28 protein-coding genes are annotated in these 22,679 nt (G+C 63.4%); 12 read left to right on the top strand and 16 right to left on the bottom strand.

The genetic code is table 11. The features are described from left to right. Positions 1–11 precede the first annotated feature (11 nt). Positions 12–1,664: a fumarate hydratase gene (locus ACSQ84_RS09440; protein ID WP_436211404.1), complete on the bottom strand. Its 1,653-nt coding sequence runs from the start codon at positions 1,662–1,664 to the stop codon at positions 12–14. Positions 1,665–2,038: 374 nt separating this feature from the next. Here ACSQ84_RS09440 and ACSQ84_RS09435 point away from each other — a divergent pair, with 374 nt between their 5' ends. The 6 genes from ACSQ84_RS09435 (at position 2,039) to ACSQ84_RS09410 (ending at position 5,099) form a co-directional block, all read left to right on the top strand. Next, positions 2,039–2,572 (top strand): hypothetical protein, encoded by a 534-nt coding sequence (locus ACSQ84_RS09435; RefSeq protein ID WP_436211403.1) that lies wholly within the window; start codon positions 2,039–2,041, stop codon positions 2,570–2,572. Between the two features lie 8 nt (positions 2,573–2,580). Then, positions 2,581–3,054: a hypothetical protein gene (locus ACSQ84_RS09430; RefSeq protein ID WP_436211402.1), complete on the top strand. Its 474-nt coding sequence runs from the start codon at positions 2,581–2,583 to the stop codon at positions 3,052–3,054. 93 nt (positions 3,055–3,147) lie between these two features. Continuing rightward, complete coding sequence (locus ACSQ84_RS09425) at positions 3,148–3,621, top strand: hypothetical protein (RefSeq protein WP_436211401.1); 474 nt, start codon at positions 3,148–3,150, stop codon at positions 3,619–3,621. 139 nt (positions 3,622–3,760) lie between these two features. Beyond that, positions 3,761–3,961 (top strand): hypothetical protein, encoded by a 201-nt coding sequence (locus tag ACSQ84_RS09420; RefSeq protein ID WP_436211400.1) that lies wholly within the window; start codon positions 3,761–3,763, stop codon positions 3,959–3,961. Positions 3,962–4,054: 93 nt separating this feature from the next. Further along, a complete protein-coding gene (locus ACSQ84_RS09415; RefSeq protein ID WP_436211399.1) occupies positions 4,055–4,729 on the top strand; it encodes a methyltransferase family protein in 675 nt (224 codons plus the stop codon). Positions 4,730–4,739: 10 nt separating this feature from the next. After that, positions 4,740–5,099: a GFA family protein gene (locus ACSQ84_RS09410; RefSeq protein ID WP_436211398.1), complete on the top strand. Its 360-nt coding sequence runs from the start codon at positions 4,740–4,742 to the stop codon at positions 5,097–5,099. Positions 5,100–5,228: 129 nt separating this feature from the next. On the opposite strand, the gene ACSQ84_RS09405 is transcribed toward ACSQ84_RS09410, so the two are convergent. After that, positions 5,229–5,936 (bottom strand): glutathione S-transferase, encoded by a 708-nt coding sequence (locus ACSQ84_RS09405; protein ID WP_436211397.1) that lies wholly within the window; start codon positions 5,934–5,936, stop codon positions 5,229–5,231. Between the two features lie 214 nt (positions 5,937–6,150). Between ACSQ84_RS09405 and ACSQ84_RS09400 the strand changes: the two genes are divergently transcribed. Continuing rightward, positions 6,151–6,600, top strand: a complete 450-nt coding sequence (locus tag ACSQ84_RS09400) for a DUF3606 domain-containing protein (protein WP_436211396.1) — start codon at positions 6,151–6,153, stop codon at positions 6,598–6,600. A 107-nt stretch (positions 6,601–6,707) separates the two neighbouring features. Here ACSQ84_RS09400 and ACSQ84_RS09395 read toward each other — a convergent pair whose 3' ends face one another. Then, on the bottom strand, positions 6,708–7,088 hold the full coding sequence (locus ACSQ84_RS09395) for a hypothetical protein (protein WP_436211395.1): 381 nt from the start codon (positions 7,086–7,088) through the stop codon (positions 6,708–6,710). Positions 7,089–7,283: 195 nt separating this feature from the next. Next, the gene (locus ACSQ84_RS09390; protein WP_436211394.1) at positions 7,284–8,441 is read right to left on the bottom strand and encodes an acyl-CoA dehydrogenase family protein; all 1,158 of its coding nucleotides are present in this window, start codon (positions 8,439–8,441) and stop codon (positions 7,284–7,286) included. 109 nt (positions 8,442–8,550) lie between these two features. Here ACSQ84_RS09390 and ACSQ84_RS09385 point away from each other — a divergent pair, with 109 nt between their 5' ends. Further along, on the top strand, positions 8,551–9,480 hold the full coding sequence (locus ACSQ84_RS09385) for a LysR substrate-binding domain-containing protein (protein WP_436211393.1): 930 nt from the start codon (positions 8,551–8,553) through the stop codon (positions 9,478–9,480). Between the two features lie 24 nt (positions 9,481–9,504). Here the strand turns inward: ACSQ84_RS09385 and ACSQ84_RS09380 are convergent, their stop codons facing one another. The 11 genes from ACSQ84_RS09380 to flgB all read right to left on the bottom strand — a co-directional run bounded on the left by ACSQ84_RS09380 (position 9,505) and on the right by flgB (position 19,818). Beyond that, positions 9,505–10,338, bottom strand: a complete 834-nt coding sequence (locus ACSQ84_RS09380; RefSeq protein ID WP_436211392.1) for an amidohydrolase family protein — start codon at positions 10,336–10,338, stop codon at positions 9,505–9,507. A gap of 35 nt (positions 10,339–10,373) precedes the next feature. After that, positions 10,374–11,063, bottom strand: a complete 690-nt coding sequence (locus ACSQ84_RS09375; RefSeq protein WP_436211391.1) for a lectin — start codon at positions 11,061–11,063, stop codon at positions 10,374–10,376. 139 nt (positions 11,064–11,202) lie between these two features. After that, positions 11,203–12,189: a Tim44 domain-containing protein gene (locus tag ACSQ84_RS09370; RefSeq protein WP_436211390.1), complete on the bottom strand. Its 987-nt coding sequence runs from the start codon at positions 12,187–12,189 to the stop codon at positions 11,203–11,205. Positions 12,190–12,307: 118 nt separating this feature from the next. Then, on the bottom strand, positions 12,308–13,516 hold the full coding sequence (locus ACSQ84_RS09365) for a hypothetical protein (RefSeq protein WP_436211389.1): 1,209 nt from the start codon (positions 13,514–13,516) through the stop codon (positions 12,308–12,310). Between the two features lie 143 nt (positions 13,517–13,659). After that, on the bottom strand, positions 13,660–16,221 hold the full coding sequence (gene cckA / locus ACSQ84_RS09360; protein WP_436211388.1) for a cell cycle histidine kinase CckA: 2,562 nt from the start codon (positions 16,219–16,221) through the stop codon (positions 13,660–13,662). 146 nt (positions 16,222–16,367) lie between these two features. Further along, positions 16,368–17,441, bottom strand: a complete 1,074-nt coding sequence (flhB, locus tag ACSQ84_RS09355; RefSeq protein ID WP_436211387.1) for a flagellar biosynthesis protein FlhB — start codon at positions 17,439–17,441, stop codon at positions 16,368–16,370. A 20-nt stretch (positions 17,442–17,461) separates the two neighbouring features. Then, positions 17,462–18,232, bottom strand: coding sequence for a flagellar biosynthetic protein FliR (fliR, locus tag ACSQ84_RS09350; RefSeq protein ID WP_436211386.1), 771 nt, complete (start codon positions 18,230–18,232; stop codon positions 17,462–17,464). 17 nt (positions 18,233–18,249) lie between these two features. Continuing rightward, complete coding sequence (gene fliQ, locus ACSQ84_RS09345; protein ID WP_192740264.1) at positions 18,250–18,513, bottom strand: flagellar biosynthesis protein FliQ; 264 nt, start codon at positions 18,511–18,513, stop codon at positions 18,250–18,252. 103 nt (positions 18,514–18,616) lie between these two features. Then, complete coding sequence (gene fliE, locus ACSQ84_RS09340) at positions 18,617–18,928, bottom strand: flagellar hook-basal body complex protein FliE (protein ID WP_436211385.1); 312 nt, start codon at positions 18,926–18,928, stop codon at positions 18,617–18,619. A 17-nt stretch (positions 18,929–18,945) separates the two neighbouring features. Continuing rightward, a complete protein-coding gene (flgC, locus tag ACSQ84_RS09335) occupies positions 18,946–19,374 on the bottom strand; it encodes a flagellar basal body rod protein FlgC (RefSeq protein ID WP_436211384.1) in 429 nt (142 codons plus the stop codon). A gap of 27 nt (positions 19,375–19,401) precedes the next feature. Next, positions 19,402–19,818 carry a flagellar basal body rod protein FlgB gene (flgB, locus tag ACSQ84_RS09330; protein ID WP_436211383.1) on the bottom strand — a complete coding sequence of 139 codons (417 nt, stop codon included), beginning with the start codon at positions 19,816–19,818 and terminating at the stop codon, positions 19,402–19,404. 99 nt (positions 19,819–19,917) lie between these two features. Between flgB and ACSQ84_RS09325 the strand changes: the two genes are divergently transcribed. From ACSQ84_RS09325 to fliP, 3 genes are all read left to right on the top strand, one after another. Further along, the gene (locus ACSQ84_RS09325; RefSeq protein ID WP_436211382.1) at positions 19,918–20,094 is read left to right on the top strand and encodes a hypothetical protein; all 177 of its coding nucleotides are present in this window, start codon (positions 19,918–19,920) and stop codon (positions 20,092–20,094) included. 139 nt (positions 20,095–20,233) lie between these two features. Then, positions 20,234–21,151, top strand: a complete 918-nt coding sequence (locus tag ACSQ84_RS09320) for a flagellar biosynthetic protein FliO (RefSeq protein WP_436211381.1) — start codon at positions 20,234–20,236, stop codon at positions 21,149–21,151. Then, the gene (fliP, locus tag ACSQ84_RS09315; protein ID WP_436211380.1) at positions 21,148–21,900 is read left to right on the top strand and encodes a flagellar type III secretion system pore protein FliP; all 753 of its coding nucleotides are present in this window, start codon (positions 21,148–21,150) and stop codon (positions 21,898–21,900) included. Before ACSQ84_RS09320 ends, fliP begins: the two co-directional genes overlap by 4 nt. On the opposite strand, the gene ACSQ84_RS09310 is transcribed toward fliP, so the two are convergent. Next, positions 21,888–22,115, bottom strand: coding sequence for a hypothetical protein (locus ACSQ84_RS09310; RefSeq protein WP_436211379.1), 228 nt, complete (start codon positions 22,113–22,115; stop codon positions 21,888–21,890). The genes fliP and ACSQ84_RS09310 overlap by 13 nt on opposite strands. Positions 22,116–22,199: 84 nt before the next feature. On the opposite strand from ACSQ84_RS09310, the gene ACSQ84_RS09305 reads away from it, so the two are divergent. Next, positions 22,200–22,646, top strand: coding sequence for a GNAT family N-acetyltransferase (locus tag ACSQ84_RS09305; protein ID WP_436211378.1), 447 nt, complete (start codon positions 22,200–22,202; stop codon positions 22,644–22,646). The last annotated feature ends 33 nt before the right edge of the window (positions 22,647–22,679 follow it).

The following is a 22,679-nucleotide window of genomic DNA, read 5'->3' as shown; positions in this document are numbered from 1 at the left end:
ACGAGGCACGACTACCCCAGATTCAATTCCTTGAAAAAATCATTGCCCTTGTCGTCGATGATGATGAAGGCCGGGAAATCCACCACCTCGATGCGCCAGATCGCTTCCATGCCGAGTTCGGGATATTCCACCACCTCGACCTTCTTGATGCAGTGCTCGGCGAGGTTGGCCGCCGCTCCACCGATCGAGCCGAGATAGAAGCCGCCATGCTTCTTGCAGGCCTCGCGCACCGCGACCGCGCGGTTACCCTTGGCGACCATCACCATCGAGCCGCCCGCGGCCTGGAACTGGTCGACGAAAGAATCCATCCGGCCCGCGGTGGTCGGACCGAACGCGCCTGACGCGTAACCATCGGGCGTCTTGGCGGGACCGGCGTAATACACCGGATGGTTCTTGAAGTAGTCCGGCAGCGGCTCGCCCTTCTCCAGCCGCTCGCGCAATTTGGCGTGCGCGGAATCGCGCGCGACGATCATGGTGCCGGTCATCGACACCCGTGTCTTGATCGGATGTTTTGAAAGCGTCGCCAGAATATCCTTCATCGGCTGGTTGAGATCGATCTTTACGACTTCGCCGCCGAGCGCCTGCTCGACCGCCGGCAGATACTGCGCCGGGTTATGCTCGAGTTCCTCCAGATAGACGCCGTCTTTGGTGATCTTGCCGAGCACCTGGCGGTCAGCCGAACAAGACACGCCGAGGCCGATGGGCAGCGAGGCACCGTGGCGCGGCATCCGGATCACGCGCACGTCGTGGCAAAAATATTTGCCGCCGAACTGCGCGCCGACGCCGAGCGACTGCGTCATTTTCAAAATTTCCTGCTCCATCTCCAGATCGCGGAAGGCGTTACCGTCAGCTGAACCGTGCGTGGGCAGCGCATCGAGATAGCGCGCAGACGCCAGCTTCACCGTCTTCATGCAGAGTTCGGCCGAGGTGCCGCCGATCACGATCGCCAGGTGATAGGGCGGGCACGCCGCGGTGCCGAGCGTCAGCACCTTCTCCTTCAGGAACGCCAGCAGGCGGTCTTTTGTCAGCACCGACGGCGTCGCCTGAAACAGAAAACTCTTGTTGGCGCTGCCGCCACCCTTGGCCATGAACATGAATTTGTAAGAGTCATCGCCCTCGGCGTAGATCTCGCACTGCGCCGGCATGTTGTTGGCGGTGTTCTTTTCCTCATACATCGAGATCGGCGCCACCTGCGAATAACGCAGGTTACGGCGCAAATAAGCGTCGCGCGCGCCTTCGCTCAGCGCCGCCTCGTCGTCGCCATCGGTGATGACGCCGGCGCCCTTCTTGCCCATGATGATCGCTGTACCGGTGTCCTGGCACATCGGCAGCACGCCACCGGCGGCGATGTTGGCGTTCTTGAGGAAATCAAACGCCACGAACTTGTCGTTGTCGCTGGCTTCCTTGTCCTCGAGGATGTTGGCCAGCTGCTTCAGATGGCCGGGCCGCAGATAATGGTTGATGTCGCCAAAAGCGGCCTCCGACAGCGCCCGCAGCGCCTCGCGCGACACCACCAGCATGTCCTTGCCGAGCACCTTCTCGACCCGCACGCCGTCCGTCGTGATCTTCTTATAGGGCGTGGTGTCCGCGCCCAGCGGAAACAGCGGCGTGTGCTTGTAGGGCGGAACGGGCTTGGGGTCGGGAAAGGCGGTGGGGGCGTTCATGGGCGGACCTCTAGGGGAGTTTGGAGGTCTATCTAGACGCTTTTGCTTGACGTTAGAAGCGTTCAAAATGCAGCTGCGATGCCCGTGGAGTTCCTTTAGCGATAAAAACTCCAGCCCTCGGCTAGCTCGAACTGGTCGAGACAGCGGTGACCGGCTACTGTCAGATCTCCCGCCACGGAACGTCGTAACCCACGACCTACCACTCCACGTTGGCAGCGACCCTAACCAAGATGGCGCGGAGCGGAAACGTGATCACCGCCTGACGGAAATGCGAGGGAGGCTCGTGCAAAAGGCTCCGCCTCCCTGAACCCAAAAGCTCCCGGCCAACACCAATGCTCGCCATCCCATTCCCGGGGGCGAGGACCGATTCGACCGTGGCCGCGATGACCGAAACAACCAGCCTGCCCGCCCCTCCCCCAATCCCGTCGGCCCAGCGCGGGCTTGATCTACACATCGTCCTGATCATCATCGCGGTACTTGAAGTCCTCGACGGCCTGTCGGTGGCTTGGGCGATCTTCGGTGATCCTGAAATCGTGGTGTCAGGCCTCAGTGGCGCCGCCAGCGTCATGCATCCTTTGCTGGCGCTGGCGGCATTGCTGTTCGCCGCCACCGGGCGCGTACGGCCTGCGATTGTCGAACTCGGCGCGGTCATCATCGTGACCTGGCTGATGTTCATGCCAACCGTGGTGTCATCAGGAATGGATCTCACCGGCATCGGCGTGATCTGGTGGCCCGCGCAGATCATCATTTTTCCGCTGTTGGCCGTTCATCGGCTTTGCCATGCGCAACCGGCGGTTGGGCCTTGCCACCGCACTGGTCAGCATTCCCACCTTGTTCAACGTCGTCGCCGTGATGGCGCTTGCGATCCGGGTCACCATTCGCGGCTCCTGACGCCGGCAAAGCAATGAGGACAGAGATGACGACGATCGATATCAGGAAGCCTGCCCCGGAGGCGGAGACAGCCCCTGCCACGCCCACCCCGCGCCGGATCGGCCTGCGCATTGCGCTGGGCGTGATCGCGCTGATCGAGCTCGTCCATGGCTTGTCCAGTGCGCCGAATCTGTTGGGGGACATGTCGGAATTCCCGGGTCCCGGTATCGAGGGCGCGGTCATCAAGCTGCATTTGGCGATCCATCCGGTGCTGGCGCTGGCAACGCTGATATTCGCGGCGATCGGCCGCGTGCGCCACGCGCTCATCGCGCTCGCCGCGATGGTCGTGATGACCTGGCTGAGCTACTTGCCCCCGGTTCTATTGCAGGGGTTGGAATTCAGCACGTTCCGGACGCCAGCGCAGATCATCGCGTATCCGCTGGTGGCGGCCAGCGCCTTCGCCTTTGCCGCGTTCGCTATGATCGTGTTTTATATCGGCGTTTCCATTTACGGTTTCTGACGCACAGCTGACGCGGCTTCTGATTGACATTCGACCAGGGCTCTTGCAGGAAGCTGCCGCGCAGGCTTCAATGGGCGCAAGGGGCATTTACAAATGGCATCACGACGACAGTTTCGCCGATCGGTCCTGTTCGCAGCAGCACTTGCGCTAGCCGCCTTCTCAGCCTCGCCGGCCCGCGCCGACCGCTGCGACGACGTCGCCAAGCAATTGGCGAGCCAGATCGACGGGGTCAAGGTCAACCTCAAGGCCCGCAACATCGTCTATCTGACGCATCCCGCGACCAAGGAATTTTCGATCGGCTGCCGCGGCCAGAACTACTCGCTCGAGCTCTACGCGAAGACCGACCGCAAATTCAAACCGGAGTTCTCCAACCTGGTCGGCGCGGCCGCAGCCCTCGTCTTCACCATTCCGAAACCGGACGCCGTGACCGGCACCACGCGCTGCCTGAAGCGCATGGGCATCCTGCGCGGCGACAAGGTTTCGATGCGCTACCGCCGTCTCAACATGGAATGCACGCGCACCAAGACCGAGGCGGCGATCGCAGTCACACGCGGCAAGGACGAGTAGCGGCGCTCGCTGGAATCCACGGCATTCTAATGAAATCGCGAGCCCCCCGTTCACCATCGGGCAGGATCGCCGGCCGGCATTCACACATCGTTCGCTTCAATGGCTCCAGTGTCGGAGGCAACGAAGAGGATAGTTCCCGATGGATATCTCAGCTGTGTCCGCGCCGGTGCAGATCAAGCCGCCTGAAGCCAGCGCGCCCAAACCTGAGCTGAAGCCCGTCGACGTAAAGCGCGCCGATGTCCAAAACGGTGCCGCCGCCGACGGCACGCGCCTGCCGAAGCCGACCGTGCTTGCCGCCCTGCCGCCCGGACAGGGAACGCGGATCGACCAGCTCGCATAAGGGCCGCCCGCCGGGCCCCACGAGATTGGCCGAACGCCGCAAGTTTGCCGAAAAATCGCGCGATCATGATGCCCCAGGCAATGGGGATACCGCATGATCGCGAAGCTGTTGCTGCAGAATACTTTCTTCATCGTCGCGATGGGTGTGCTGTTGTTCGCCTCCGCCGGCGCGCTGGATTGGCCGGGCGCGTGGGTGTTGCTGGCGACGTCGGCGGTGCTCGGCCCGGCTTGCGGATTGTGGCTCGCGAAACACGATCCGGCGCTGCTGGCCGAACGCCTGCGGCTGACGGCGCGCGAGGAACAACCGGCTAGCGACAAGAAATTCATGCTGGTGTTCGCCGCCACGGCGCTGATCTGGATCGTCGCGATGGGACTGGACCGGCGCATGGAGGCCTCCCACGTCCCCCTGGCGCTGCAGGTGCTGGGATTTGCGATGTTCCTGCTCTCGACCGGCGTCAGCATGTGGGTGTTTCGCGAAAACTCCTTTGCAGCTCCCGTGATCAAGGTACAGACCGCGCGCGACCATCACGTGATCTCGACAGGCCCGTACGCCTTTGTCCGCCATCCCATGTACAGCGGCGTCATGCTGTTTTTCTTCGGCGTGCCGCTGCTGGTGGGATCATGGTGGGGCGTGGCGCTGGCGCCGGTGTTCGCCGTCCTGTTCGCTATTCGCGCAGGAATCGAGGAGCGCGCGCTGATCGCGGGGCTGCCGGGCTATGCTGACTACGCTGCGCGGGTGCGCTATCGTCTGCTGCCGGGAATCTGGTGAGGGGGATACGATGCCTGACAGCAAGACCTATACGGGCGGCTGCCATTGCGGCCAGGTGCGGTTCGAATGCACCACCGACCTGGCCATGGTGACCGACTGCAACTGCTCGATCTGCACCAAGAAAGGCCTGCATTTCACCTTCCTGGAGCCGAAGAGCTTTCATCTCCGCGCCGGCGAGGAGAACTTGCGGGAATATCTCTTCAACAAGCACGCCATCCACCATCAGCTCTGCATCGATTGCGGCGTCGACGTCTTTGCCCGCGGCACCAAGCCCGACGGCAGCGACGTGATCGCGCTCAACGTGAGCTGCATCGACGGCGTCGAATTGTCGAAGCTGGCGATGACGCCGGTGGATGGACGCAATCGATAGTGATTGTCATTCCGGGGCACGCGAAGCGTGAGCCCGGAATCCATAACCACGATCGGGAGTATGGATTCCCCGATGCGCAATTGCGCATCTGAGGCCTGCGCCAAGCGGCGCATCCCGGAATGACAAAAGCTAGATATCCAGCGCCTTATACCGCCGGAAAATCCCATCCTCGTTGAAGGCAATCCTACGATCGCTGGCGAGGTAGGCCTTGATGTTCGGCCGCGCGGCGACGCGGTCGCGCAGTTCGACCAGGCGGGGGATGCGCTTTTCAAAGGCCTTCATGCGCTTGGGAAAGGCGTAACGCAGGCCCTCGACGATCTGGAACAGCGACAGGTCGACATAGGTCAGGCGGCGGCCGGTGACCCAGGCGCCGCCATTGGCAGCCAGCAAGGCCTCGAAATAATCCAGATACTTCGGCACGCGTGACTTCCAGAATTCGGCGGTGCGCTTTTTCGCCGGCGCCTTCTGCTCCTCGTAATAGAGCGACGGGCCGAGCGGATGGTGGGTATCGTGAGCTTCCAGTACGAAATCCGCAATCGTCAGCTGCAGCTGATGCACCCACAGCTTTGCCGCCTCCGCTTTCGGCGCCAGCCCGTGCCGCGATCCGAGATAGAGTAGGATGTTGGCGGTCTGGCCGATCACGAGCTTTCCTGATTTCAGGAACGGCGGCGCAAACGGCGGCGTGCCCTTCGCGGTCTCCATCATCTTCATCATGGCACTCGTGCCGTTGCCGCTTCGCGCCACGTCGGTATAGACAGCGCCGGCTTCCTCCAGCGCAAGCCGGACATATTCGCCGCGGCCCTGAATGTGCGGCCAGTAATAGAGTTGATAGCGCATCGATGGCATCTCCACGGCAGCCTGCTCACAGCCATAACACATCAGTCCGAATTTCGTTCGTCACGCGCAGCTGCGAAACTGTCGCCGGAAAACGCGCCCGCAACAATGGCCCGCCCGGCCTGAATTCTCCACAGGCCCGAATCTGTCCGAGGGCGGACGGCCATGTTAGGTTGCCCCCTGGGTGCCGAATTTCACAACATGACAGGAGCATGGGATGGCGGATAACAAGACGAAGCGCGGCGGTGCCGATGCTGCGCTGATCGCAATGGGCGAAGCTTACGAAGTCGCCTATTGGTCGAAGAAATTGAAGATCACGCCGGCCCACTTGAAAGCCGCCGTCAAGAAGGTCGGCCGCTCCGCCAGGAAAGTCGAAGCCTACATCACAGAGCAGAACAACAAGGCTGCCGACCGCGCCCTGATCGCAATGAGCCAGCCCCATGAGGTCCGCTACTGGTCGAAGAAATTCAAGGTCACCCCGGCCAAATTGAAAGCAGCGGTTGCCGCCGTTGGGCACTCGTCGAAGAGCGTCGGCGCCTACCTGGCCAAGAAGACAACCACGAAGAAAGCCGCCAAGAAAACTACGAAGAAGGCTGTCAAAAAAGCTACAAATAAGAAGACCGCCAGGAAGACCGTCAAGAAGACGACAAAGAAAAAGGCCGCCTGAAAGGCGGCCTCAAAGCCGGGCATGGCTTTCGAGCATCAGCGCCGCGATCCCGTGAACCCGTCGTCGACCAGGGCGACGGCTTCAGGCGATGGCGGCGTGCGTGAAGCTCAATAACCGCAGGTGGCGCAGCGCGGCGCCACCGGCGCGTAATAGGCACGGGCGGGCGCAACCATTTCAACGCGCTCCTGGACGGCGTATTGCGGGGCGGTGCGCTCGTAGTGGACGCCGCCGGGCGAAACCATCACGGTCTTCGGCACCATCACGGTGCGAAACCGCGGCGGGGTGCGATAGGCCCTGACGCGGCCGGGCGAAACCATCACGGTTTCCTGCACGGTGCGGTACTGCGGCGGCACCACCTGCTGCACATACTGCTGCTGATAACAGCAGGGCTGCGGCTGATAGCACGAATAGCAGCCGGCGGAAGCGGCGGTCGGGATGACGGCAGCGACGAGCGCGGTGGCGAAGGCGGCGGCAATAACGCGAGACATGATATACCTGCTGGCTTGAAGAAAAATCCTGCGAAGTTGCACGCAACTTCGTCCGTTTGAATGATCTAGCCGAGCAGCACCATGCGTCAACTTGAAAACAAAATTTACCTTGATGAACATCGCTAACGAATCCTGAACGGTGCACGCATCGGTCAAGATCCGCACGCAAGCATCGTGATCATTCCATAATGCGGGTCAGAACCGTGGGGTGCCGGGCTCTAGACCAAGCCCCACCCGGCCCGACACCACATAGTTGTTCGGGGTCATGGCGATGTGCTTTACCGCCGCATGGACGTCGCGGACAAAGCGCTCGATCGGCGACGTCTCGAAAATCGCCGCCGCTCCCGTTTCGGCGGCCAGCATGTCGACGATCCGCAGCGCGCTTTCGGCGGCGTGGGTGCAAGCCGTTCTAAACACCGCGCGGGCACTGATAAGGCGCGGCCCCTCCTCTACCGAGGCCGCCATCAATTCCGACATCGCCTCGATCAGGAAGGCGCGGGCCGCACGATGCAAGGCGTCCGCCCGGCCGTAGTTGCTTTGCACGATCTCACGGTCACGCAGCAGGGTGCTGACACCTAGCCGGGCCTTCCGGCTCGCAAGCTCGACAAAGGCGTTCATCGCACCACGCGCGATTCCGAGCGGCACGACAGAAACGGTCCATGCGAACGCCGACAGCCTGGGCAACCGGTACACGATCCCGTCCTGCGTAGGGCGAGATTCCTGGAAGTTGTGCGTGTGTTGCTCGGGGACGAAGAGATTGCCGACCTCGAAGTCGCAACTGCCCGTGGCACGCAAGCCCGACACCCGCCAGGTGTCGTGAACGACGACATCGCGGCGCTCGAAATAGCAGCACAATGGTGGCCCGTCCTTGCCGTCCGCGCTTTTCGCGCTCGCGAGTCCCATGAAGTGCGACGCGTGAGGAGCGCCGCTGCCGAACGGCCAGCGGCCGCTGACGCGGTAGCCGCCTTCCACCTTCTGCGCTTCGCCGACAGCACCGGTGGCGCTCGTGACGAAGACACGCGGATTTGAGAAAAACTCCCGCACCACCCGTTCGGGCAGATAGCCGCCGATCCGGCTCATGCCTCCGCCATTGCCGACAAGCCACCCGACCGAACCGTCGAGTTCGGACGCGGCCTCCACTACGGTCATAAAATCGCCTGGCGACAGCTCCGGACCCCCGAGTGCCTGCGGTAGCCACAGGCGGAACAGACCAGCGTCCGCCAGCGCATCGAACACCGCGTCCGGCAACCGGCGTTCGCTGTCGAACGCAGCGCGGTGCTCTGCGATCACAGGCGCAAGCCGCTTGATTGCTCCCAGATAGCTCGAGACCTGGCCGGCGGCTTTTGCCTGCATCTGCGATCACCGTGTTAGACGCCTGCGCCACTCTCGGCCGCGATGCGCCGTCCACGCAAGCTCGCATAATTCATGTGCAGGATGAACTGATTTCATCTAGACTGCGGCCATGCGCAAGCTGCCGCCGTTAACCGAGTTGCGGGCCTTCGAGGCAGCGGCTCGTCATCTGAGCTTCAAGATGGCAGCGGCGGAGCTGCGCGTGACGCCAACGGCCATCAGCCATCAGATCAAGCTGCTCGAACGGTATTGCGGCAGGGCGCTGTTCCGCCGCAGGCCGCGTCCGCTCAAGCTGACCACGGCGGGCGAACAGCTTTTCCCGACGATCCGCGATGGCTTCGAAACTTTCGCGGATGCACTGGCGACAGTGCGGCAGGGCACAACGGGCGAGCGGCTCCGCATCACGGCAACCAATGCGTTTGCGGCACGGTGGCTCGTACCTCGGCTGCCGAACTGGCGCGCCGCTTTTCCTCGCCTTAAACTTGATATCCTTGGGACAGATGCGGTTCTCGACCTTGCGGCGGGCGAGGCCGACATCGCGATCCGCTATGCCCGCAGGCCGCCACCGGGTGGTCATTGCATTGAGTTGACCCGCGACATCTTCCGCGTCGTTGCGAGTCCAAGACTCGTCGGCGATCAGGGCAAGTCACTCAAGCCAGCCGAACTGGCGAACTTTCCCCTCATCGAGATCGATTGGCCATCCACGGACCTTGACGCGCCGAATTGGCGACGCTGGCAGACGGTGGCGCGCAGCCGTCTCAAGCGCGTGCCCGATCTCGCACAACTGCAAAGCCTCGCGTTCCGTGAAGAGTTGCACGCAATCGAAGCCGCGATCTCGGGTCAGGGTATTGCGATCTGCAGCGATGTGCTGGTGGCGCCTGAGCTTGCGAGCCGCGCACTCGTGCAAGTCTCGAAACTCACACTGCCGGGTTACGGGTTCTACCTCATGTACCAGTCCGGGCACCCGAAGCTCGCATCGATTAGTGCGTTCGCCACGTGGGCACACTCAATGCAGAACCATATCCGCTCCGAATCCGGGTAGCCCTATAAATTGAACTAGCGGGAGTCAGCCCCGCACGCTCGCGTAATCCCAGTCGATCCACGCGCAAAGCCCGCGGCCCATCACGTCTTCCAGATCGGCGCCCTTCAGCCACGGCAGCTCCTCGGTGAAGAACGTGACGCATTGCCGGTAGCTGCAGGGCATCCGCGTGATGTCGGTGCCCCAGAACATCCGCTTCGGCCCAAAGGCATCGAAGATGCGGTGCAGCCCGTCGTGGATGTTGCGGAACGGATAGGCTTCGGTCGAATAATGCGGCGCGCCGGTCGCCTTGACCGCGACGTTCGGCAATCGCGCCAGCGCCACCAATTCGTCGAGGTGGATGAAGGCCTCAGCATCCTGCCCGTGCCGGTTCAGACCGCAATGATCCAGCATCAACCGCAGACCGGGATGGCGTTCGGCGATTTCGCGAAATTTTGGGAGGAACAATCCGCCCATCATTGCGAGCGGCAGCCCCTCCTTTTCGGCCGCCGGCCACATCCAGTCGAGCGAACCGTCGTAGAGCCGTTTCTGGTCTTCTTCGAGCAGCAGCGGCCAGCGCAGGCCCATCATGCCAGGCTGCTTGCGCCAGCCATGGATCCGCTTGCGCTCGTCCGGATTTTCGAGCGCAAAATTGCCCAGGACGGCAAAGCGGTCCGGATATTTCCGGGCCGCTTCGATCGCCAGCGCATTGGAATCGGGATCCCATCCGCTCGGCGGGTGGATCAAGGCGGCATCCACCCCCGCCTCATCCATCTCCTGCAACACCTCCTCGGCCGTGAGCCTTTCGACCTTGCGATGCAGGCCGGACGTCGGCGTCACGGTTTGCGACCAGATGTGAACCTGCGCGTCGATGATCTTCATCGGCTCATTTCCGTATTCCCCGTTCCGGAATGAATTCAGTTCGCCGCGAAACAATACATCAGGCCGTCACCGCCGGTGGTCTTCAGGTCGTTCTGCGAGCAGCCGCCGTCCGGTCCGCGCGAGGGATGCGACGAATTCCAGGATTTTGAGGCCTCGTCGTCACGCAGGCCGACGCGGTCGATGTGCCCGACCATCGCGGCCCCCTGCGTACTGCTCGTCCAGTTCTTGCAGGTGCGGTCGTCGCCAGCTGCAAACGCCGTTCCGTCCGGCTGCGACCCCGTCAGCACGTCGTGGCGGTTCGGCGTATCGCCGCGGCCGCTGATGACCTCGTCCTTCTCGGAGAGCGCGGTCTGCTTGGTGAGGTTATTGGCGCCGTGCAACTCGGCGACATCCTTGGCGACCACGGTGCCCTTGGAATTCTTCCACGGCCCCTTGCCGATGCGGTCACGCGCATTGACGACCGGCTTGCCATCAGCGGCCTGGGTCGAGAGGTAGGCGCGCCAGGTCTTGACTCCAGAAGCATTGGCGCCGGCGGCCTGCGCCAGCGTCTGGCATTGATTGTCGGCCCCGGCGAGGCCGCCGAGATTGCCGCCATTGCCGATCGGGGTGCTGGTCACGAAGAAACTGGTGTCGGCCGATTGCGCCTGTGCCGGCGCGACGGCGAGAAGCGTGACCGCCGCGAGGGCGAAACAGGCCGGTGAGGTTATTCTGAAAACCAGGTTCATCGAATCCTCCCAATTGTTCTTGTTGGTAACGCCGTCATCAACACGCCGCGGCAATCATTATTCCGAATCCACAGCGGCAAAGCAAAAGGCGCCGCGGAATGAACCGCGGCGCCTTGCATGTTTAGCGTTCAGCAGAAGATCAGTTGGTCTGCTGGATCGCCGAGAGTTCCCAATGTCCGCCGGATTGGCGGGCGAAGGTCCACACCTCGGTCGCCTCGATCGGGGTGTCGCTGCCCGAGATCAGACGGTTGGTGCCACGCTCCAGCGTCTTGTCGACCAGCGAGAAGCGCATCGCGACGCTCGCATAGTCTGTCTGGCCTTCGCGCCAGGCTTCCGCGAGGTCACCCTGCAGCAGTTTGACGTCGGAGGTCTTGTTGATGTCGTTGTTGGCCTTGTTCTGCTCGAGGTCCTTGGTGAAGTACGACACCATCTCGGGCGTTGCGAGCGTGTGCAGCTTCGCGACGTCCTCGTTCGACCATGCGGCCTGGACATCGCCAAGCAGCCGTTCGAACGCCTCGTAATCAGAAGGCCCGATCTCGAGCGGCGCGGGGGTGCTCGATCCCAGTCCAAAGCCCATTCCGGAACCGAAGCCGCCACCGGTCTGTGGCGGGGCTGAACCCGCGGCAGGTCCGGTATTATTGGCATAAGCGTTCGCGGGTGTGTGGCGGCGCTGCCACCACGACATCGCCAGCTTGACCACGATCAGGATCAGGCCGATCTGCAGCACGAGGCCGATAATCGACGCCAATCCGCCGAGGCCACCGGCCAGCCCGCCGCCGGACAGCATGCCGAACAGGCCGGCGCCGAGGAAGCCGGCAGCGAGACCGCCCATCATCATGCCCATACCGGGCCGGCTGAAGAAGCCGCCCTTGGCCGCCCCTGCGGCTGCACCAGCGGCCGCCGGAGCGCCCGGCTGGCTAAAGGTACGGTTCATCGGCTGCGCCGCGTTAGGCGCCGTAGTGGTGCTGGGCGGAGCCGAATAGGTCTTCGATCCCCGCGAACCCGAGCTGCTGCCACCGCCGACACGGGCGTCAGCCGCCGTGATGGCCATCGCGGCGGGAACCGCCAGCGACAGGACGATGGCGAAGGCCCGGACAATTCCGCGCGTGCGTTGCGAGAAATTCATATCTGTTTCCTCAATTCCCCGGCATGGGGAAGCAGCCCCTAAGATGGGCAGACCCGCTTAAAAGTGAAGCCGTAAACGGGAACCAAAGCTGCGGCCCTCAGTCGCGGGGATGTGACGATTAGGCCGGTTGTGGGCTTGAACCTGTTGGAATTCGCAAGTTTTCCGCGCCGACCTGGCGAGTCGGACGCGGGTCGATGGGCCCAAGGATGCTTAACGCCACCTCACCGACCGGCGATGGATGCGTCGTTTCCTCGGCCACGAGGGCCTGATCCATCGTGTGGGCCCCGAGTTCGCACATCGCCTGGGTCGCGACATCGCCGCGGCGAACGCATTCCTTGGCCAGAAATTCGAATTGCGCCCGTGCTTGACGCAAGGTCTCTTTCGGCACCATGGCGCTGTTTGCTGTGGGCACCGAATCCCGGTCATGCGGCTGGACCGGGAGCGAACCGCCCTGTGCCGCCGCAGGCTGGTCCGTCACGCCAAGCTGGCTGATCCGGTCAAATGCCGATCGAAGCTCCTCCCGCTTGGCCTCGAGCGCCTCGATTCTTTGCTGCAGCTCCTCGTGTTCGTTCGCGGTCGCGACGCGGATCGCCGCCAATTCATCCTCGCGCGATCGCAACCGGGATTGCCAATCGTCACGCTCCCGGTCAAAGGCAAGCCGGAATTCGGCCATGACGGCCTCGCTCTGCGACAGCCTTGCCGAGAGCTCGTCGCGCTCGCGCAGAAAGTCGTTACGCTGCTGCTCGATTTGCTTGATGCTCGCATCCAGGCTTGCCTTCAGTGCGACACGCTCCTCATCGATCCCTGCACGAAGTTCTGCCAGGGCGCCTTCATGGGCTTGCGCGTTCGCGGCCGACGTTTCCTGTTCCTGCTTCAAGGTGCCTCGTTCAAGCTTCAATGCGTCCTGTTCCTGCTTCAGCGCGTTGCCGAGTTCGCGCAGTTCCGCCTCCCGCTCCTGCAGCGTCGTCTTGAGCGTATCGCGCTCGGTGATGATGAAACTGGAGAGTTTTACGTGCCGCTCGATGTCATGTCGGAGGCTTTCGCACTCGGTTTCCAGCTCGTCATTTTGATGGGTCAGGGTTTCGTACTTGTATCGCCAGAGCTGCTCCTCATCGTGGGCGCCTGAAACGCGCGCCATCAGCGACTCCAGCAGATCGGCCGTCCGCATCAAATATTCGGCGTTTTGCCCGTTGGACATCAGGTCGGCAAAACGGCGCAGAAAATGCACCATTTCCGCGGCTTCGGCCGCGTCAGGGACTGTGGCAGGATCTGTCATGCAGCTTGCCTTCTCGAACAGCATCGGTGCGGTGCGCAGCCAGGACGGCACCGGCCGGACACCTTAACCCCATTCAGAACGGCAAATGTATGGTCTCGTGAGGCTTCCGGCTCAAACGTCGGGAACAGGGCCGCGTTGCCGCCGCGCAATAAATCCTGAAATCGGGGGGACGCTGACCGAAAGTCGGAGCGGTCTCACGACGCCGTCATGGTCTCCTTCACCTTCGCGACCAGCGCGCTGAGCGCGAACGGTTTGGCGAGAAAGGCGAACTGCTCGTTTTCCGGCAGACTCTTGTCGAAGGCCTCTTCGGCATAGCCGGAGACGAAGATGATCTTGAGGTTGGGGTTGCGCTGCCGCATTTCCTTGAGCAGCGTCGGGCCGTCCATTTCCGGCATCACCACGTCGGAGACGACGAGATCGACGGCGCCGTTTTTCTCCTCCAGCGCTTCCATCGCCTCGAGGCCGTTGGCGGCCTCGATCACACTGTAACCGCGCGAGCGCAGACCGCGCGCGTTGAGCGAGCGCAGGCCGTCCTCGTCTTCCACCAGCAGGATCGTGCCCTGCCCGGTCAGATCGGCCTGCGGCTTCGGCGCCTCAGCCGCGGCTTCTTTCGCGCCGTTGACGGCTTGCGGCTCGGGGGCGGCTTCCAGTTCGGGACGGTGCCGCGGCAGGAAGATGCGGAACGAAGTGCCTTCGCCGGCTTTCGAATCGACGTAGACGAAGCCGCCGGTCTGCTTGACGATGCCGTAGACAGTCGACAGCCCGAGACCGGTGCCCTTGCCGACTTCCTTGGTCGAAAAGAACGGCTCGAAGATCTTGTCGACGATCTCGGTAGGGATTCCGGTGCCGGTGTCGGATACGTCGATCCGCACGTAATCCGCCGCCGGCATGCCCTTGTAGGACAATTGGGCGGCTTCATCCGTCGTGACGTTGCTGGTCCTGACCGTCAGCTTGCCGCCGTCGGCCATCGCGTCGCGGGCGTTGACCGCGAGATTGACGATCACCTGCTCGAATTGCGAGACGTCGACCTTGACCGGCCAGAGGTCGCGGCCGTGCACCAGGTCGAGCTTGACCTTCTCGCCGATCAGGCGGCGCAACAACATGGTGAGATCGGATAGCGCGTCGCCGAGATCGAGCACCTGCGGCCGCAGGGTCTGGCGGCGCGAGAACGCGAGCAGCTGCCGCACCAGGGTCGCAGCGCGGGTCGCGTTCTGCTTGATCTGCATGATGTCCTGGAACGACGGGTCGGTCGGCTTGTGCGCGTTCAGCAGGAAATCGTTGGCCATCATGATGGCCGAGAGCACGTTGTTGAAATCGTGCGCGATGCCGCCGGCGAGCTGGCCGACCATGTCCATTTTCTGCGACTGGTTGATCTGGTTCTCGAGCGTGCGCCGCTCGGTGGTCTCCAGCATGTAGACGATCGCGGCCTCGGTTTCGCGCTCGTCCTCCTCGACCGCGGTGACGAAATACTGCGCCCAGCGCTCCTTGACGCCGTCGAGCATGGCTTCGACCGGCGCAATGTCGCCCTGCCCTTCGGCGGCCTGGTTGATCGCCGCAATCAGCAGGCTGCGGTCGCGGGCGTTGACGGTGTGGAAGATCGACTTGTTCGCGGCACCGTCCGCGCTCAGGCTTTGCGCCAGCTTGGCGAAGCGGGCATTGGCGCGCACCACCGCGCCGGCGCGGTCGACGGTCGCGATCGCCATCGGGGTGTGGTCGAAGAACCGCATGAAGCGCACTTCGGCGGCGCGCTCCGGATCGGAATGCTCGTCGCGGGCGCGGCTGATCACCAGCGTCCGCGACGCGCCGGGCACGCCGTCGGCGCCGAACGCCAGCTTGTGATAGAGCCGCACCGGCATGGTCTTGCCGCTGCGCATGCGCAGATCGATGTCGAACACTTCGGTCTTGACCTCGCCCGGCACCGCCACGATCGAGGTCAGCAGCGACGCGCCGTCGCCCGATACGATATCGGTCAGCTTCAACCCGCCCGAACCGATTTCGGCAAGGTCGTGGTCGAGCCAGCCCGCCAGCGTCGCATTGACATAGACGACCTCGCCGGCAGGACTGACCGAGAAGAAGCCGCAAGGCGCGTGGTCGAGATATTCGATCGCATGCTGCAGCTCCTTGAAGACGTCCTCCTGGCGTTCGCGGTCCCGGGTGATGTCGGCGATCGACCACACCGAATATTTCGCCTCGCGCTTGCTGGCGCCGAGGGGACGGACCCGCATCCGCAGCCAGCGGCCGTGGGCGCCGTCGGTCCCTGCGATCCGGACTTCCTCCTGCTGCCGCTTGCCTTCGCGCGCCGCCTTGAGCAGGCGGAACACGGCTTCCGACACGTCGGGATTGCCAATGAAGACGCGCTCGATCGGGCGCACTTCCTGGGGGCTCGCCGCCCCGGTCAGCGCCAGATAGGCGGCGTTGGAATAGACGACGTGGCCGCGGGAGTCGGTGACCGCGAGCCCGTCATAGGCGTGGTCGGCGATGCGCCCCATCACCGGATCGTCGGCGCTGCGGTCGGTAAAACGGATAATGCCCGCGGCAAAGGCGAACAGGTTGAACAGGCCGACCATGGCGAGCAGCGCCAGCACGCCGAGGATATAGGGCTGGGCCTGGGCGCGCCCGATGGTCATCAGCACGACCGCGACCGCGACGATGCCGGCGGCCACCAGCAGCACCAGCACGATGCTGCCGCTCCGCCGCGCCGGCTCATGGGCCGCGAAGGGCTCGGGGGACGGATGGCTGTCGGTTTCGGCGGTCATATCAGGGGACGCAAAGCCCGTCGGCATGGAAGGCGCGCTGATTTGCGCGCCTCCCCTGAGTGCCTCAATCGGACCGGCAAGCGCAAGTCCATCAGGCGGCTATTTGACAAGTTGTGTGCATTTCAGGGTTATTTCTGGCCTATCCATCAGTTGCGCCGGCCGGCAACCTCGCGCTTCAGCCCCATGACAAAGCCGATGATTTCGGCGACCGCTTGATAGTGCTCGACCGGGATTTCGTCGTCGACGTCGACCGTGGCGTACAGCGCGCGCGCCAGCGGCACGTTTTCGACGATCGGAATGTCGTGTTTCTTGGCGATCTCCCTGATCTTGAAGGCGATATTGTCGACGCCCTTGGCAACGCAGACCGGCGCCGACATGCCGCGGTCGTAGGATAGCGCCACCGAATAGTGGGTCGGGTTGGTGATGATCACGCTGGCCTTGGGCACATCCGCCATCATGCGCTTCTTCATGTTGGCCTGGCGCAACTGCCGGATCTTGGCCTTGATGTGGGGGTCGCCCTCGGACTGCTTGAACTCGTCCTTGATCTCCTGCAGCGACATCTTCTGCCGCTGGAACCACTGCCGATACTGGAAGAAGTAGTCTGCGATCGCCACGGCCGCGAGCATCGCGACCACCGCCCCCATCAGATGCAGCGTCAAACTGGTGGTGACGCCCATGATCGCCGACGGGTCGAAGGCCAGAAACGACTCCAGCCGGTGGCGCTCCGGCCACAGCACCGCCATCATGACGGCGCCGAGCGCTATCAGCTTGAACAGGCCCTTGAGGAAATTTGCCAGCGCCTGCTTGCCGAAGACGCGCTTGAAGCCGGCGCCGGGCGACACCTTGCTGAATTTGGGCGTGAGCGATTCCGACGACCACACCAGGCGGTGCTGGATCATGTTGCCGGCGATCGCTGATATCATCAGCATCAGCAGCGGCACACCGATCGCCGCCAGCACGGCAATGCCAAGCGTGTTGCCGAGTTGCAGCAGCGCGGTGCCGTCGGCGCGCAGCGTGCCGGCATTGGCGATCAGATTGCGCAGCGGCATCAGGATGCCGCCGCCGATCGAGCCCGAGAAGGTCGACAACACGAGCGTCGCGCCGGCGATCACGAACCAGGTGTTGACCTCCTGGCTCTTGGCAACGTCGCCCTTCGCATGCGCGTCATCGAGACGTTTTTGCGTGGGGTCTTCTGTTTTATCGTCGCTGTCGTCGGCCATCGCGGCGCCCTGGCTTTATCTTATCGAAGCGGCGTGAGCTCGTGCATGACGCCGGTGAAGTAGTTCAGATAGGTGCCCATCATCGCGGTGATGACGGCAGCGAAGATCAGGAAGCCGATCATGATCGAGAGCGGCACGCCGACGAAATAGACCTGCATCGCCGGCATCAGCCGCGCCAGAATGCCGAGCCCGAGGTTGAAGACGAGGCCGAACACCAGAAACGGCGCCGACAATTGCAGGCCGATCTTGAAGGCGGCGGTGAAAGCCCGGGTCGCAAGTGCGGCGACATCGCCGGTCGGCATCGTCTCGCCCGGCGAGAAGATCCGGTAGCTCTCGTTGAGCGCCGCGATGACCAGATGATGGCTGTCGGTGGCAAACAACAGCGTCATGCCGAGGATGGTGAGGAAGTTGCCGATCAGAAGGCCCTGCTGGCCCTGGGTCGGATCAACCGCGGTGACGAAGCCGAGGCCGAGCTGCTGGGCGATCACCGAGCCTGCGACCGCCAGCGCCGACAGCGTCACCCGCGCGGTGGCGCCGAGCACCACGCCGATGATGATCTCGTGCACCATCAGGACGCCCATCGCGCTCATCGAGGTCAAATCGACCTGATAGGCGGCGCGGTGCAGCGGCAGGATGATCAGCGTCAACAGAAGCGCGATCGCGAGCTTGATCCGGACCGGGATGTTGCTCTCGCCAAACCCCGGCAACAGCATCACCATCGCCCCCACGCGGGCAAACACCAGCATGAAAGTGGCGGCAAGGGCCGGCAGCAGGGATATATCGACGCGCATGACCTAGCCACAGTGCATCATCCGCCTATGATTCGCGACGATATCCGCATCATGTAGCCTTGCAGCGAATCCGCCATGAACGGCAAGGCCAGCAGCAATGTCACGAAGATCGCGAGGATCTTCGGCACGAAAATCAGCGTCTGCTCCTGGATTTGCGTCAGCGCCTGAAACAGCGACACCACGACACCGACCACAAGCCCGACCACCATCAAGGGCGACGACACCACGACAATGGTCCAGATCGCATCGCGCGCCACGTCGAGGGTTTCAGCACCGGTCATGTTTTGACTCGCTCTTTCCACAGCGTCATTCCGGGGCGCGAAGCGAACCCGGAATCTCGAGATCCCGGGTTCGCTGCGCGCCCCGGGATGACGTCCAAGGACGTCAAATCGGCATCTTCATGATGTCTTCGTAGGACTGGATCACCCGGTCGCGCACCGACACCAGGGTCGAGACCGCGACGTCGGTCTCGGCCACCGCCGTCACCACGTCCATGACGTTGGCCTTGCCCGAGGTCATCGCGATGGACTGGGCGTCGGACTTCTTGCCGGCTTCCATCACGCTGCCGACGGCATCCTTGAGCAGCGCGCCGAACGACGGGCCGCCGGAGGTCTGGCCGCCCTTCTCCGCGCCGCCGGTCTCCATGATGCGCGAGAGCGCGGCGTAGGCGTTTGCTGCAACGGTCGGTGAAGCCATGGTCTATGATTCCTGTTTCAGGCCTTGAGGATGTCGAGCGTGCGTTGGATCATCCGGCGCGTGGCGCTGATGATGTTGAGGTTGGCCTCATAGGACCGCTGGGCTTCGCGGATGTCGGTCATTTCGACCAGCGGGTTGACGTTGGGATATTTGACGTTGCCGGCGGCGTCCGCCGCCGGGTTGCTCGGCTCGTGCTTGATGCGGAACGGCGACTGGTCGGTGCGCACCTTGCCGAGCGTCACCACCCGCGCGTCGATCGAACGGTCGAGCGCCGAGGTGAATGTCGGCACCTTGCGGCGATAGGGATCGCCGGCGGAATTCGGCGCGGTGGAATCGGCGTTCGCGATGTTTTCCGAGATCACCCGCATCCGCCCGGCCTGCGCGCGCAGGCCCGAGGTTGCGATGCTCATCGAGCGGGCAAAGTCGCTTCCACCATCATCTGCCATGATCCGGTTCCCTTAAATTGCAGCGCGTCAGCGCTTTCCGATGGCGGTTTTGAGAAGTCCGAGGCTGCGGCTGTAGAGCGAAGTGGCCGCCGCATAGTCCATCTGGTTGGCCGAGACCTTCATCATCTGGTCTTCCAGATTGACGGCGTTGCCGGCGGGCCGCGTCAGAAATCCGCTCTTGCCGCCATCGCCATTGAAGGCCTGGGCGCCGCCGGACAGGCCGATGTGGCTGGCGCTGGTGCGCATCATTCCCATCGATCCGAATGTTCCGCCGACGCTGGCGGCGGAACCCTTGTTGTCGAATTTCGGTTCGATCAGCTCGCGCGGCTTGAAGTTCGGGGTGTTGGCGTGGGAAATGTTTTCGGCGAGCACCCGCTGGCGCTCCTGATGCCACTGCATCTTGGTGCGCAGCGCCGACAGGATCGGAAGATCGTTGATGGCCATCGCGAGCGGGTCCTCGTTAACCTCTGGCCGACGCCGCGAGGTAGGCAGAATTTGCCCGGTGTATGGTTAACGGCTGGTTAAAATCCGCCGAAACCGGCCGTGGACAACGCGCTTGCGCCGGAGCTGACGCGAAAAGAGCGCATTTTCGCCACGATGCCTGCGTTAACCAGCAGCGGCCAACGCGGCCCGGGGCGCTCAGAAGTCGTTTTGGATCAAGCGATTCTTGGTCTATTAATTAATGGGCGGCAGCGTTTGCCGTGGGGAATCAAGAAATAAGGCTGATCTCGGGCGTGATTCGTCGGTTCGACGGATCTTCGGGACATGGATTCGGAAGAATCATGTTCAACTTGGAAAGATCAGATCCACACACCTCGAAGCAAGCATGTGAGAACGGCCTGAGGCCGGGGACTAGAGAATGCAGACAGCATATTTCATCTTCGCATTCATCGCTGTGCTGGCGCTGATTGGCGTCGCCGCATGGCTGGTACGCCGCTTCGCTACCAACCGCCTCGGCGCCAACCCCAATCGCGGGCGGATGCCGCGGCTGGCCGTGATCGACGCCGCCGCGGTGGACGGCCGCCGGCGGCTGGTGCTGGTTCGGCGCGACAATGTCGAACATCTCCTGATGATCGGCGGCCCCAGCGACATCGTGGTGGAACCCAATATCGTCCGTGCCATGCCCGGCCGTGAGCAGGCCAGGCCGGCGATCACCGGCGAGCAGCCGCCGCGCATCGCGCCGCTGCCGGACGCCGGCTGGAACGACGATGGCGCGCGCGAGCCCTTCGATCACGCCGAACCGCAGATGCCCGAGCCGCCGCCGCGCCCGGCACGCCCCGCTTTCGCCGACGAAATCCGTCGTCCGGTGCCGCCGCCGATGGCGGAGCGCCGCAACGATCGCAGCGACCCGCTGGCAGGCTTCTCGCCGGAACCGATCGCCAGCCGCCCCGAACCGCGTCCCGATCCGGCCCCGCCGCGCCTGACCCGTACCGAGCGAAGCGAGCCGATGATGCCGCGGCCGCAACGCCCGTTGGAGCCGTCGAAGGCACCGCCGCCGGTCCGCGCGCCCGAGCGCGCGGCGGCCCCGCCGCCTCCGCCGGCGCCGCCGCCGCAGTCCAGCGCCGACCAGAATCTCGCCGAGATGGCGCAGCGGCTCGAAGCTGCCTTGCGCCGGCCGGCCGACGCCCCGATCGCGCCTCCGGTCGCGCCCGAGCCGCCGCCCGCCCGCCCCTCGCGCAGCGAGACGCCGGCCCCCGCAGCACCGCAGAAGAGCGGGTTTGAGAACCTCGAAGACGAAATGGCCTCGTTGCTCGGCCGCCCGAAGTCTCCTTCGTGAGATCGGCGAAAGCCCCGCGTAGAGTTGTATTATTTGCCACACTGATAGCCGCCGGATCGCTCGCCGACCCGGTGCTGGCGCAGGACATCAGTATCAATCTCGGCCAGGGCGGTGGCGGCGTCACCGAACGCGCGATCCAGCTGATCGCGCTGCTGACGATCCTCTCGATCGCGCCCTCGATCCTGATCATGATGACGTCGTTCACCCGGATCGTGGTGGTGCTGTCGCTGCTCCGCACCGCGCTCGGCACCGCGACCGCACCGCCGAACTCCGTGATCATTGCGCTGGCCATGTTCCTGACCGCGTTCGTGATGGGGCCTGTGCTGCAAAAAGCCTATGACGACGGCATCAAACCGTTGGTCGCCAACCAGATCGGGGTCGAGGAAGCGCTGCAAAAGGCGTCCGTGCCGCTGCGCGGTTTCATGCTGAAGAATGTGCGCGAGAAGGACCTCAAGCTGTTCCTGGACATGTCGCGCGAGCCGCCGCCGGCGACGCCGGACGACATGTCGCTGCGGATTCTGGTGCCGGCCTTCATGATTTCCGAATTGAAGCGCGCTTTCGAGATCGGCTTCCTGTTGTTCCTGCCCTTCCTGATCATCGACCTCGTGGTAGCCTCGGTGCTGATGTCGATGGGCATGATGATGCTGCCGCCGGTCGTGGTGTCACTCCCGTTCAAACTGATCTTCTTCGTGCTGGTCGACGGCTGGTCGCTGGTGGCAGGAAGCCTGGTGCAGAGTTACGGGACGTAGTGGATTTGATCCGCGCCGATGTCACGGGCGGTCGGATACGCGGTCGCGCCGGCCCTCTCAACGACAGCCGTCGTGACCATGCCGATGCCGTTGCCCGCCACCTCGTCCCTCGTGCCGAATTCCAGCAGCATGGCGGCCGTGCCGATCACCGCGACCACGACGGCTATCGCGACCGGAACCATGGCTCCGCGCGTATTCTTCCCGGGATTGTCCATCAAACCTAGTCCGTCTCTCGTAATTTGCGCCGCTTGGGACGGTACGATTTGGGACCGAAACCGTTTCAAACAAGGAGCTCACCGATGACAATTGCGCGACTGGTAAATGCCGCCGATCTCGGTGCGCTGCTGACGCTGTTTGCCGCTTGCGATGTCAGCAAAAGCGCAGAACCGGCGCGGGCTAGCATAATTTGGGCGCAGATCCTCGCGCGCGAAGGACTGGCGGTCTTCGTATCGGATGAAAACAGTAGAATCGTTTCAACCTGCACGCTGATCACCGCGCCCAACCTGCTGCGCGGCGGCCGGCAGCACGGCATTCTCGAGAACGTCGCCACCCATCCCGATTTTCAGGGACGCGGCCACGGCCGCGCGGTGGTCGCGGCAGCCCTCGCCGAGGCGTGGAAGCAGGATTGCTATCAGGTCTTGATGCAAAGCGGCCGCACCGATCCGCGCGTGCACCGGTTCTACGAGGCTTGCGGCTTCGTGCCCGGACTTCGCACCGCCTACGCCGTGCGCAGGCCTGCGAAATAGGCAGCGGTGACCCCTCACCGCTCGACCCTATTG

Source organism: Bradyrhizobium sp. LjRoot220 (assembly GCF_964252915.1).
Taxonomy (GTDB): domain Bacteria; phylum Pseudomonadota; class Alphaproteobacteria; order Rhizobiales; family Xanthobacteraceae; genus Bradyrhizobium.
The sequence above is the reverse complement of the archived record's forward strand: the minus strand, read 5'-3'. Positions and strand labels throughout refer to the sequence as shown.

Bases quoted from the DNA above. Each gene is read 5' to 3' on its own strand.
- ACSQ84_RS09440 (WP_436211404.1), bottom strand. From the start codon at position 1,664: ATGAACGCCCCCACCGCCTTTCCCGACCCCAAGCCCGTTCCGCCCTAC.
- ACSQ84_RS09430 (WP_436211402.1), top strand. From the start codon at position 2,581: ATGACGACGATCGATATCAGGAAGCCTGCCCCGGAGGCGGAGACAGCC.
- ACSQ84_RS09425 (WP_436211401.1), top strand. From the start codon at position 3,148: ATGGCATCACGACGACAGTTTCGCCGATCGGTCCTGTTCGCAGCAGCA.
- ACSQ84_RS09420 (WP_436211400.1), top strand. From the start codon at position 3,761: ATGGATATCTCAGCTGTGTCCGCGCCGGTGCAGATCAAGCCGCCTGAA.
- ACSQ84_RS09415 (WP_436211399.1), top strand. From the start codon at position 4,055: ATGATCGCGAAGCTGTTGCTGCAGAATACTTTCTTCATCGTCGCGATG.
- ACSQ84_RS09410 (WP_436211398.1), top strand. From the start codon at position 4,740: ATGCCTGACAGCAAGACCTATACGGGCGGCTGCCATTGCGGCCAGGTG.
- ACSQ84_RS09405 (WP_436211397.1), bottom strand. From the start codon at position 5,936: ATGCGCTATCAACTCTATTACTGGCCGCACATTCAGGGCCGCGGCGAA.
- ACSQ84_RS09400 (WP_436211396.1), top strand. From the start codon at position 6,151: ATGGCGGATAACAAGACGAAGCGCGGCGGTGCCGATGCTGCGCTGATC.
- ACSQ84_RS09395 (WP_436211395.1), bottom strand. From the start codon at position 7,088: ATGTCTCGCGTTATTGCCGCCGCCTTCGCCACCGCGCTCGTCGCTGCC.
- ACSQ84_RS09390 (WP_436211394.1), bottom strand. From the start codon at position 8,441: ATGCAGGCAAAAGCCGCCGGCCAGGTCTCGAGCTATCTGGGAGCAATC.
- ACSQ84_RS09385 (WP_436211393.1), top strand. From the start codon at position 8,551: ATGCGCAAGCTGCCGCCGTTAACCGAGTTGCGGGCCTTCGAGGCAGCG.
- ACSQ84_RS09380 (WP_436211392.1), bottom strand. From the start codon at position 10,338: ATGAAGATCATCGACGCGCAGGTTCACATCTGGTCGCAAACCGTGACG.
- ACSQ84_RS09375 (WP_436211391.1), bottom strand. From the start codon at position 11,063: ATGAACCTGGTTTTCAGAATAACCTCACCGGCCTGTTTCGCCCTCGCG.
- ACSQ84_RS09370 (WP_436211390.1), bottom strand. From the start codon at position 12,189: ATGAATTTCTCGCAACGCACGCGCGGAATTGTCCGGGCCTTCGCCATC.
- cckA (WP_436211388.1), bottom strand. From the start codon at position 16,221: ATGACCGCCGAAACCGACAGCCATCCGTCCCCCGAGCCCTTCGCGGCC.
- flhB (WP_436211387.1), bottom strand. From the start codon at position 17,441: ATGGCCGACGACAGCGACGATAAAACAGAAGACCCCACGCAAAAACGT.
- fliR (WP_436211386.1), bottom strand. From the start codon at position 18,232: ATGCGCGTCGATATATCCCTGCTGCCGGCCCTTGCCGCCACTTTCATG.
- fliQ (WP_192740264.1), bottom strand. From the start codon at position 18,513: ATGACCGGTGCTGAAACCCTCGACGTGGCGCGCGATGCGATCTGGACC.
- fliE (WP_436211385.1), bottom strand. From the start codon at position 18,928: ATGGCTTCACCGACCGTTGCAGCAAACGCCTACGCCGCGCTCTCGCGC.
- flgC (WP_436211384.1), bottom strand. From the start codon at position 19,374: ATGGCAGATGATGGTGGAAGCGACTTTGCCCGCTCGATGAGCATCGCA.
- flgB (WP_436211383.1), bottom strand. From the start codon at position 19,818: ATGGCCATCAACGATCTTCCGATCCTGTCGGCGCTGCGCACCAAGATG.
- ACSQ84_RS09320 (WP_436211381.1), top strand. From the start codon at position 20,234: ATGCAGACAGCATATTTCATCTTCGCATTCATCGCTGTGCTGGCGCTG.
- ACSQ84_RS09310 (WP_436211379.1), bottom strand. From the start codon at position 22,115: ATGGACAATCCCGGGAAGAATACGCGCGGAGCCATGGTTCCGGTCGCG.
- ACSQ84_RS09305 (WP_436211378.1), top strand. From the start codon at position 22,200: ATGACAATTGCGCGACTGGTAAATGCCGCCGATCTCGGTGCGCTGCTG.